The sequence below is a fragment of the Flammeovirga yaeyamensis genome (assembly GCF_018736045.1).
Classification (GTDB): domain Bacteria; phylum Bacteroidota; class Bacteroidia; order Cytophagales; family Flammeovirgaceae; genus Flammeovirga; species Flammeovirga yaeyamensis.
Genome location: NZ_CP076133.1, coordinates 815273 through 827149, shown reverse-complemented (window position 1 = coordinate 827149; position 11877 = coordinate 815273). Strand labels below are relative to the sequence as shown.

The window sequence follows — 11877 nt, the reverse complement described above, 5'->3', positions numbered from 1 at the left end:
AGATATGTATCAAATACCCCTCTTTTATTCATTGATTACCCTCCTTTTTATTTAAATACCTATATATTAACCATTTACAAATTTGATGTTGAGTAGAAAGTCAAAAAAAAGGTAATGTTTTCTCTTTATTAAGATCTGACATTACCTTTAAAACTCTCTATTTACTGGTTCATTTCACTCTGATGCCCCTGCACCACCTTCACCGTAGATATAAACCCTTCACCCTTTTCAAAAGAAAGAGATAGCACATTTTTTTCCTTCAAAAGTGCTTTAGGCAAAGCTATTTTGTGTACCCCAAAGAAGTTTTGCTGTTGCGGTCTTTTAATCTTAGGTTCCAATGCATTCTCAAAAGTAAGTTCTTTAAAATCTTGTGTTCGACCCATCTGGTTTCTACTGACCGAAATTTTTTGACCATTTAATTTCACGATAGGTAAAAAGTCTTCTGCGATAGGTCTAGCAATACCCAAATGAAGATCGACAAAAACCAATTCGTCTGGGTTTACATCAAATTGATATTCTTTTTCTTGTTGCCCGATTTTTTGAATGGTTTCCGGATGGTATTGCTCAGTCAACTTAATAGTGGATGAAAATTCATCAGTATCATCATTTAGCTCCAAAATCAAAATGGCGGTTTCATCAGAGCTCAAGGTAATTTTTGATATATCACTTATAGGCTGCTGAGATAAAATTGGTCCATTCCCTTCGCTATAAATTCTTCTTAATTCAGCTTTTTGATGTTTAAATCCTGTTCCTGCTAAGTCAACATCGATCGTTTTATCTTCTAGATTATCCAAACAGATAAAAACTTTGTTGCCTTCTCTAAATCCTACTGTCTGAACATCGGCATGGTCCGATTGAATAAATACATACTCTCCTTTTACATCTTTCCAGAACTGATAAAACTTAATCAATTCCGTTTTCTGATATTCATTATTTTTCTTGTGGAAAAGTACCCAAGGGTATGGATGCTCATTATCGTACCAATCGGCTCTACCACATATAAAAGGAACGGATTTTACAATTCGATGAGGTCGATTCATAAATTGCATCATTTTAGAGTTCACTCCATGAATCACATACCAATCTCTTTCTTTGTAATAAGCTTGTACAATGTTGGTCCCTTTTTTAAAACCAGAACCATATTCTGAAATCACTAATGGCTTAATAGTACCTGTAACTTGTAATGACTTAGCTTCAATCATATCAAGTATGGCCTCTGCATTGGCACCCGCTCGGTAACTTGCTTTATCGTCATAATACGTTGAGTAAAGGTGAACCGATAGAAAGTCCATATCATTTCCTGCAACCTCAATGAATTTACCCATTCGCTCCTTCCAAATCTGAAAGTCGTTTAACTCATAGGCTGGCCAAGCATGTCCGGGACCACCCACCTTTGCTTGAGGGTACTTTTGATGAATCGCTTTTGCTGTATATTTAAACATATCGATAATTGTATCTACCGAAGTATGCATATCTCTATCGTGTACAAAGGGTTCATTCAATATTTCGATATACCCTTTTCTGTACGTTGACTCTCTTAATCTTTGTTGAAAATATTCTTCAATAGCAGGAATTCCTACCAATTGTTCCTTCTTCTTCTCCAATACAAATTCACCTACAGGGAAATAAGATCCAGGGTGAGAAGTGACAATGATTTCATCTTCGAACTTTCTTGGAGTTGAATTGGCAGCTATTTCCTTCATCTCAGCTTTTAAAGCTTTTTCTGAAAACGTTCCAGGGTGTTTATGGTTGGTTCCACTCAATTTATTTGATGGTGTCCCTAAGCCAAATGATCGACCATCGGATACGCCTAACTCTTCGTACAACTCCTTTCTAAATTGCTGAGGGATATGCTCATAAGTAGTGTGAACATTGATAAAGTTTTTACGCTCAAACTTTGTTACCCCATCATAAGACATTTTTGTCGATGGATCGAAGGTTACTTTTGCTTTATCCTGTGCCGTAAGCACAAAAGAATACATCAATGATAAAATTAGTATAGTTGTTCTCATTGTTATGTCTTGTTTAAAAAGGTTTTTATGTTTTCTAATTGATTGAAGAATGTTAATCCTCTGTTTGTATTTCTTAGAATTAAAAAAAAGCTGCAACTCAAATTAGAATTACAGCTTTTTCATCAGATAGCTTAAATTATAATGGATTGTTTGTTTTATCGAACGCAATTTCGAAGACAAATGCATGCTCACATGGCTTTTCTGAAGGTAACATCACCTCTAGATAATCCTCATTTTGCGACCATTTTAAATCCTCTTCCACACCCAATAACTTGATATCTTTAATAGAAGCAGTTAAATATTCAGATCCTTTTTGAAGATGAGGAATTTTTACTTTTCCGTTTCTAGCCCAATCCATAGAAATGGCATAAAGCTTTCCATTTTTCGTTGTGAATCTGAAATCGTCTGCTGTAAGATCTTTGTTTTTACCTTCTGTATGGTGACCTGTAGCAACTTGCGTTGGGCCATCTCCATATATCTTCCAAGGTCTTGAACCATAGATAGCCTCTCCGTTTACTTTTAACCATTGACCAATTTCTAATAAAATTGCTTTTTGATCATCTGGAATAGTACCATCTGCTTTTGGACCTACGTTAAGTAATAGACAACCATTTTTACTTACAATATCCACTAAGTCGTCGATGATTGTATTGGCATCTTTTGTTTCCCAGTTGCTTACATAACCCCATGAGTTTTTACCAATTGAAGTATCCGTTTGCCATACTTTTGGATTAATATCCGACATTTTACCTCTTTCGATATCCAATACATGTGTTCCTTCTGGGAAAGTTACTTTCTTAAAGTTCTTCGTTTGCAATACTACATCCTTTTTCCACTCGATACCTTTATTATAGTAGTAAGCGGCTAATTTTGGATGGTATGGCATAAATTCTTCTCTATCAATGTAGAAGTCGAACCATAAAATGTCTGGTTGGTAAGCATCAATAATGTCTACTGTTCTATCCCACCAGTGCGATAAAAATTCTTGTGATGCTGGTGCATAATGATCATGCGGCTTACTATACAAATCGCTGTATTCAGGATCCATCGTATCAAATCCTTTTTTGTAAGTAAAGTAATTCCAGTTAAAAGCATAATGCGATGATGCTCCAATTTTAATGTCTTGCTTTCTAGCTTCAGCAGTTAGTTCACCCAAAATATCTTTTTGAGGACCCATATCTACAGAGTTCCATCGTGTATGTTTCGATTTATACATGGCAAAACCATCGTGGTGTTCAGCTACAGGTACAATATACTTCGCTCCTGCATCTTGAAAAAGTTGTACCCATTCTTGAGCATCAAAGTTTTCGCCTTTAAACATTGGGATAAAATCTTTATAACCGAATTTATCCAATGTCCCGAAATGAGATTCATGGTATTTATTAATGGCTGTTGCTCCGATCTTTTGGGCTTCACCATCTGGAGTCCACTCCACACTGTCCATATACATTAACCTTGGATACCACTCCGATCCATAAGCGGGAACTGAGTAAGCACCCCAGTGGATAAAGATTCCTAATTTAGCATCCTGAAACCAAGTTGGTACTTCGTATTGTTGAAGAGATTCCCAGTCAGCTGTAAAAACTTCTTTATTCGATTGCTTATTATCCCTTTGTACGGAACAACCAACTATAAAGAAAGCTGCGATAATAATTAATACATTTTTCATACTCTATATAATTTGATACGCCTATAAATAATAAGTAGTCACAGACATCTTTTTTCATTCAATTTCTATTGTGTTGTTAAGAAATCTTAGATATGTCTCAAATTTATTAGCTGAGTAATTAGTACTTGGAAATTAACTAAACGAATAGAGGGGTTAGAATTTCAAATTGGTCATTTATCGTAGTTTAAAGCATAATTTTTTTAACAACAGAAATAAAAGAGCAAAGAATCCTTAGTTTTTTGATATCACTTCTGTTTCCGTATTTCAACAGAAATAATAAATGTTAGAAAATATCGATAACACCGCGTACTATTATTATGCAATATTGTGTGAATGCGAACTTTTTGATTAAATTGCTCTTATTAAGTGTAAATTTTTAAGCAAATGAAGGGGGTATTTTCATTCTTCCCCCCAAAAAATTGAATTACAGACTTCTTATCAATACTTTTCAATACCATTCTATTACTTGAGTATGGATCTTTTTGATTTGATTTATTATTATATAAGTGAGAAATAAATGAATTTACTAACATCGAAGATGTCTAAGAGTCTTGTCTACCTCTTATTCATTACATTAACAACTAGTCTCTGGAATACAGCTTACGCAACCTTCCAGGATATAGTCTTTGATCATTTTACAACAAAACAAGGGTTATCACAAAACGATATCAATTGTATTTACCAAGATCAGTCTGGCCTGATTTGGATAGGTACCAACGATGGTTTTTCTAGTTTTGATGGTTATGAGTTTAAAAATTTCAGAATGGATACTCATGATCTACCCTCCAACCTTATCAATACAATTACCGAAGATAAGCATGGTAACTTGTGGATAGGTTCTGCTGATGCTGGATTATTTAGGTATCATCAAGACAAAGAAAAGTTTACTTTCTTTGCGAACACCAAGGGCAATTCTAAACTCCTTACCAGCAATAATGTTGTTAAACTTGTCACGGACCGACATGGTAATATATGGTTTGGTAACTTGAGAGGGCTAAACTGTATTAAACATGAATTTACCGACAAAGAAGCTATTTCGGTCAATAAATTCTATCATAATCCACACAACAACGAAAGCATTCTTTCTAATCACATAACGAGTCTATATGTTGACCATAGAAGCAACTTATGGGTAGGAAGTAAAAAAGGCCTTCAGATTTTTGTTACTCCTTCGGATACTCAAAAGTTTGGAGTGTTCAAAAGTTTTAAAAAATCACATGATAACGGTGTTCAAGCTATTGTTGAAGGAAAAAATGGATTAATGGTCTCTTATTTTGATGGTATTTATCATTTAACTATCGATAATAACGATTCGGGAAGTTATTCTTTTAGCAAAGTATCTGATATCAAATCAGAAAGTTTAACCAAAGACGATGATGGTATTTTCTGGGCTGGAACAGGTGCCGGCTTGTATCAATTGAAATGGAATGTTATCGGAAAACAGCTTCAAGTAGATAATCACTTTAATAGTGACAATACAGAAAGTTTTGGAGCGAACATCATTAACTGTTTATATAAAGATAACTTAGGGGTTGTTTGGATCGGCACCAACGGTAGTGGTATCAATAAATACAACCCTAGAAGAAAGAAGTTCAAGCATTTAAAGAAAGGAGACGAAGAATACAATCTTACATATAATAAGGTTAGGGGCTGTTTCGAAGACAAAAACGGTAGATTACTTGTTGGTACTGAAGGTGGTGGACTAAACATTGTCGACAACGGCAAAGTGACTGAAATAGGTGTCGGTCTCAATAAAAAAGGTCAAAATATAGTATATGCGGTCGATCGTTGGAAAGACAAAATTGTACTTGGCGTGGGTTACCCATTAAAGACATTGGCTATTGAAGAAGATCGATTAGATCAGTTAGAAAACCATCTTGAAGAATGTGTTTTCCACCCTAAAGAAAACAGTAATGCCACTTTTGCTCTCAAGAGTGATGGCGATTCCATTTTATGGTTGGCTACTTATGGTGGCGGATTGGTAAGAGGTGTAGAAGAAAATGGAAAAATGAAATGGTCGTACCCACAAATTATCGATAGAGACGATGAGGTGATCGACATTATCAGAAGTTTAACTATTGATAAAAGAGGTAGTCTTTGGATCGGAACCAATAAAGGTTTAATCATTTTAGATAAAGAAGAAAAGCTAAAGGATTATCCTAAGTTTACGATTCTTCAATCGAAGAAAAACGATCCTAAGAGTCTTAATTATAATTATGTCATTCCTGTTTTCGAAGCATCAAATGGAGAGATTTGGGCCGGAACCATGGGTGGCGGCATCAATATTATATCAGAAAAGAATATCATCAACAAAGATTATAGCTTTGATAAGTTGACCTCAAAAAATGGTCTTCCAAGTAATGTAATCAAATCGATGTTGGAAGATGATTATGGTAACCTTTGGGTGGCGACCAATAAAGGTCTTAGTAAAATCAATCTTAAAACTAGAGAAATCAAAAACTTTGATGTTTCAGATGGCTTACAAGATGATGAGTTTGGTGAATTAGCGGCACTAAAAATGAATAATGGTGAATTATTATTCGGTGGTGTTAATGGTATTAATATGTTTAAGCCTTATGAAATCATTGACGATAACACTATTGCCAATGTTATTTTCACCAACCTAAAGGTATTAAATAAAGACATTCAATTAGGAGAAGAGTTCCACGGTCATAAGATTTTAAGTACTTCTTTACAGACTACGAAGAATATACAGCTGACGTACGATCAGAACAGTTTTACTTTCCGTTTTGCCTCTTTGCATTATGGTTCTTCTGCAAATAACAAGTATAAATATCAATTACTCGGGTTCGACGATAATTGGATTGAAACGGATGCTCAGCACCGCGAAGCGAAATACACTAACCTTTCTCCTGGTGAATATGTACTTCAGGTAAAAGCTTCTAATGGTGATAACATTTGGAATCCGAAGCCTATTGAAATGCATATTGAGATCCTTCCACCTTGGTGGTTAAGCTGGTGGGCGAAAACATTATATGTTTTACTATTCTTCTGTTCTGTAGGTTTCTTCTCTAGATATTCTTTGATTACAGCACGTAAGAAGAGTCAGTTGGAACTAGAAAAATTCGAAAGGGAGAAACTAGAAGACTTAAGTCAGTTAAAACTGCAATTCTTCACTAATATCTCTCATGAGTTGCGTACGCCACTTACTTTAATCCACACTCCTATCGAGCAGTTGATTAAAAAAGGTGCAGCACTTTCGGCTTCTGATCGCGAAAAGAGTTATCAGATGATCTTTAAGAATGTACAGCATCTAATGCGTTTGGTCAATCAACTACTTGATTTCAGAAAAGTAGAACAAGGACAAATGAAGCTTCAATTGTCAAAAGGGAATTGGTCTTCATTTATAGATCAGGTGTATCATTCGTTTAAAGAGTTTGCTGAACATGAAAATCTTAATTTCAAAATAGAATTCACCTCAGAAGATATTCACGGCTATATGGATATAGATAAGTTGGAAAAAATTATGTACAACTTACTATCGAATGCCTTTAAGTTTACTTACAAAGGGGAAATATCACTTTCTGTTTCTCAAGAAGGTGATAAAGTAAAAATTAAGTTGAAAGATACAGGTATTGGTATTTCAGAAGAAAAACTAGATTACTTATTCAATCGTTTCTATCAGGTTTCCAACCTAAAGAAAGCAAAGAATAGAGGTACAGGTATCGGTTTAGCATTTACGAAAAGTTTGGTCGATTTACACCACGGTGAGATTCGTGTGGAAAGCGAATTGAATGTAGGCACTACTTTCTTCTTAGAATTCCCACTAAATAGAGAAAGCTATGAAGGAGAAACCTTCAACGAAACAGAAGCAGAAATTTTAGAGGCTCAAGAAATCCAATTACAGCAAGAAGAAGATGAGTTGGAAGTGAGCAGCAAATCTAAAATTTTAGTAGTGGATGATAATTACTCTATCCGTGAATTGTTAAAAGGACTACTTGAAGAAGAATACGAAGTCTATTTGGCTGAAGATGGTGAAAAAGGACTTCAATTGGCAAAAGACGTGATGCCGAATTTGATTTTGTCAGACATTATGATGCCTATAAAGGATGGTTATGAACTCACTAAAAATATTCGTGACGATAATCAGTTATGTCACATTCCTATTATTTTGTTGACAGCAAAAAATTCTGAATCAAGTAAATTGAAGGGTTACGAATATGGAGTGGATGCTTATGTGACTAAGCCATTCAACTCGGATACTTTGTTAGCCAGAATGCATTCATTGATTGAAAATAGAAAAAATCAGCAAAAGAAATTCAGAACAAAAGTGGATGTGGCTCCTAGTGAGATTACACATACTTCTATAGATGAGCGTTTCCTTAAGAAATTGGTAGCTATCGTAGAAGAAAACATTTCTGATTCTGAATTTACTGTAGATAGATTGGCTTCAGAATATGGAGCAACGCCAATTCGATTAAATCAGAAACTAAAGGCCCTAACAGGTCAAACAGCCAAAGGCTTTATTCGTAATATTCGCTTGAAACGTGCCGCTCAAATGTTGAAATTAGGGGGCTGCAGTGTAAGTGATGTGACTTATGAAGTTGGTTTTAACGACCTGAAGTACTTTAGAAACTGCTTTAAAAAGGAATTCGGCATTCCTCCTTCTGCTTATTTAAAGGAAGCATCGGAGTCTCAAGTCAATCAGAATCTATTGGAAGAGATTGAAAATCAATAAATCAGCTCTTTCATTACTGTCCACAAAAATCTACTTGTCCACAACAAGAAAAAAATTATAAACTCAGCGGGGGGAAAATTTCATTCCTCCCGGAATTTTTTTCGCAAATATATTATTTAACACACTATCATATGAAAACTACTTACTTTTTTTCTGTCCAAAAAAATTTCAAAAATCTCTTAGAATCTACTATTAGACAAAACTAAGCTACATTTTTAGGGGGCATTTTTAATATTTTATAACAATCTATATCATCTGATTTAAGCTTATTTTTTACCCCCTCTATTGTAATAGTTTTTTCTACACTTAAAAAAAGATTCCGCTCTAGTTTTGAATCATCAGAAATGAACAAATGAATTAATTTTTTAAAACTTAGTATGTAGAGACTATGAGTTTTTATTTTACCAAAACAAAGCAACTAAGTCGTATGGGGATCATGACCCTCATACTGCTTCTCTCATCTATGAACGTGTTCGCACAATCTTTTCTAGTAAAAGGTTCTGTTGCAGATGAGGAACAGCTACCAATTATTGGAGCATACGTTCTTATTAAAGGAACAAGTACTGGTACCGTTACTGACTTAAACGGTAAGTTTACAATTGAAGTACCCAACAAAAATGCAGTACTACAAATAACATCTGTTGGTTATGTATCTCAAGATATTGCAATAGGTGATAGAACTAAATTCGATATCGTTTTAGGTTATGACACTGAAGCTTTAGAAGAAGTAGTCGTAATTGGTTACGGTGAGCAAACGAAAAGAGAAGTGACTGGTGCGATTACTCAAGTGAAATCTGAAGATCTTGATCGTCTAGCTACTTCCGATATTGGTACTGCATTACAAGGTCAAATGGCCGGTGTATCAGTAAGAGCAGCATCAGGTGCTCCTGGTTCGAATTCAACAATTACTATTCGTGGTGTCACCTCATTCCAAGATGGTGGTTCAGAGCCATTATATGTAGTAGATGGTGTGACTTATACTTCTAACCCTAACATCTCTCCACAAGAAATCGAATCTTTAGAGGTACTTAAGGATGGTGCTTCTGCAGCGATTTATGGTTCAAGAGCATCTGCTGGTGTAATCTTAATCACAACAAAGAGAGGTAAGGCAGGTTCTATGAAAGTAAACTTAGATTCTTACTATGGTGTACAGAAGATTACTTCTGGTATTGATGTAGCAGGTACAAACGATCACCTTTATATCAATAGATTGACAAACTTGTTTAAAGAGTCTGGTAAGTTTAACCCACTAGATCAAAACAAGCAAGGTCTTTACTACGATACAGATTGGATGCAAGAACTTCAAAATGATATGGCTCCAATCCAAAACCACAGTTTAAGAATCTCTGGTGGTTCTGATGCATTAACTTACAACATCACTGGTACTTTATTCGACCAACAAGGTGTTTTAATTGGTTCTGACTATGCTCGTCAAACAGTAAGAGCAAATACTACTTACAAAAAAGGTAAACTTCAGTTCCAAGTAAACATGGGTCTGAATAATAGTTTAGCCAACAACGAACCATGGGCGTTACAGTACGATGCGATTAAACAAGCTCCATTCTTGCCAGGTATTAACCCAGGTCAAACAGATGTAGTTGTTCCAGGTGCTAACCCAGAAAACATGGGTAGATTCGTAGGTAAGTTAAACCAAACAAACCAAACAGCTAATAGCGGTTACAATGGTAACATTCGTGTTAACTATGAGTTATTCAATGGTTTTAAATTAAACGCAAACATTGGTGGTTCAGTAGCTAACGATAACAGAAAATTCTTTGCTCCTACTTGGAGTGTATACGATACTGATGGAGAGTATTTATTGAATGCTTCTAACCCTATTGCAGATCTTAAGTACACTGATTACAAATACGAAAGAACAATCCAAGAATATACTGCTACCTATAACAGAAAGTTTGGTAAACATAAAGTTGGATTCGTAGGTGGTGTTACTTTTGAAACATCAAAAGGTCATAGACGTTATATCCACGCTAGAGACTTCCCTAGTAATGATACACAATCTATTGGTGCTGCAAACGAAATTACTGCTGCAGACCAAAGCTACTCTGAAAATAAAAACATTGGTATGCTTGCTCGTGTGCAGTATGCTTATGACAACCGTTACTTATTGAGTGCTTCAGTTAGACGTGATGGTTCATCAAGATTCCATGAGTCAAATAGATGGGGTATCTTCCCTTCAGTTTCTGCAGGTTGGAACATCTCTGAAGAAAAATTCTGGGAGCCAATCAAAACTACTGTTTCTAACTTCAAAATTAGATACGGTTACGGTGAAACTGGTTCAGATAAAGCAGGACAAGGTCTTCAGAACTTAATGGCCGATCTTCCTTACCAATCTATCGTAATTCCTCAAGTAGATTATGTATTAGGTAGAGAAGGAAGCGACAATTTAATGTTCGGTTCAATTGCTCCAACATTCGTTGATAAGTCAATCCGTTGGGAAACAAACATCTCTCAAAACATTGGTGTAGATATGGAATTCTTAGAAGGTCGTATCACTTTATCAACTGATTACTATAAAAACGACAAGCAAGACATGTTGTTAGCGGTACAAATTCCTCCTTCGACAGGTGCAATTGCTGCAAACAATTACGATAGAGTTTGGCAAAACGTTGGTAACCTTTCTAACGAAGGTATTGAGATCGCTTTAGGTTACAATAACAATATTGGTGATGTGAAATTTACTGTTAACGGTACTTTCACTAAAAACATCAACATAGTTCAATCGCTTGCACCATCAATTGAATCAATCTCAGGTGGTGAGCCAATGCTAATTAGAAACTCGGAGCCTACTACATTCTTAAGACCAGGTTACACAGCAGGTTCATTCTTCTTAATTCCTACTGAAGGTACTATTAAGACTCCTGAAGAGTTAAGTGCTTATCAAGAATTAATTCCTTCTGCTCAGTTAGGTGACTTGAAATATGTAGATGTAAACGGTGATGGTGTAATTGATCAAGATGACCGTGTATATCAAGGTAGTGGTACTCCTCAATGGGAAGCTGGTTTGAACTTAAATGTTGCTTACAAAGGATTTGATTTAGGTCTTCAGTTATTCGGTTCTTATGGTGCTAAAGTATACAACGGTTCAAGAGCTTACGCTTACTTAACTAAGAGAAGTGCAGAATTAGTTAATGCATGGTCTCCATATAACCCAACATCGGAAATTCCAATGCCAAGAGATGAGATCGAGCACTATAACACTCGTACATTCTCAGATTACTTCTTAGAAGATGGTTCATACTTAAGAATTCAAAATATCTCTTTAGGTTATACTTTACCTAAGAGTGTATTAAACAAAATGAAAATGAGCAATTTAAGATTCTACGTAAGTGCTCAGAATCCGTTCACTTTCACGAAATACAAAGGTTTTGACCCAGAGGTAGGTTCACAAAGTATCTTCCTTAGAGGTGTTGACAGAGGTAACTATCCTATCTCAGCAGTTTACAGAGGTGGTTTATCACTTGAATTCTAAACTTACT

At 35.4% G+C, this 11877-nt stretch carries 4 protein-coding genes; 2 read left to right on the top strand and 2 right to left on the bottom strand.

What is annotated here, in order from left to right:
• Positions 1–161: 161 nt before the first annotated feature.
• Positions 162–2012 carry a GH39 family glycosyl hydrolase gene (locus KMW28_RS23335; RefSeq protein ID WP_169661985.1) on the bottom strand — a complete coding sequence of 617 codons (1851 nt, stop codon included), beginning with the start codon at positions 2010–2012 and terminating at the stop codon, positions 162–164.
• A 136-nt stretch (positions 2013–2148) separates the two neighbouring features.
• Positions 2149–3681 (bottom strand): alpha-L-fucosidase, encoded by a 1533-nt coding sequence (locus KMW28_RS23330; protein ID WP_169661986.1) that lies wholly within the window; start codon positions 3679–3681, stop codon positions 2149–2151.
• A gap of 538 nt (positions 3682–4219) precedes the next feature.
• On the opposite strand from KMW28_RS23330, the gene KMW28_RS23325 reads away from it, so the two are divergent.
• Both KMW28_RS23325 and KMW28_RS23320 read left to right on the top strand, forming a co-directional pair.
• A complete protein-coding gene (locus tag KMW28_RS23325) occupies positions 4220–8380 on the top strand; it encodes a hybrid sensor histidine kinase/response regulator transcription factor (protein ID WP_215585967.1) in 4161 nt (1386 codons plus the stop codon).
• A 388-nt stretch (positions 8381–8768) separates the two neighbouring features.
• Positions 8769–11870, top strand: a complete 3102-nt coding sequence (locus KMW28_RS23320) for a SusC/RagA family TonB-linked outer membrane protein (RefSeq protein WP_066214030.1) — start codon at positions 8769–8771, stop codon at positions 11868–11870.
• Positions 11871–11877: the final 7 nt, after the last annotated feature.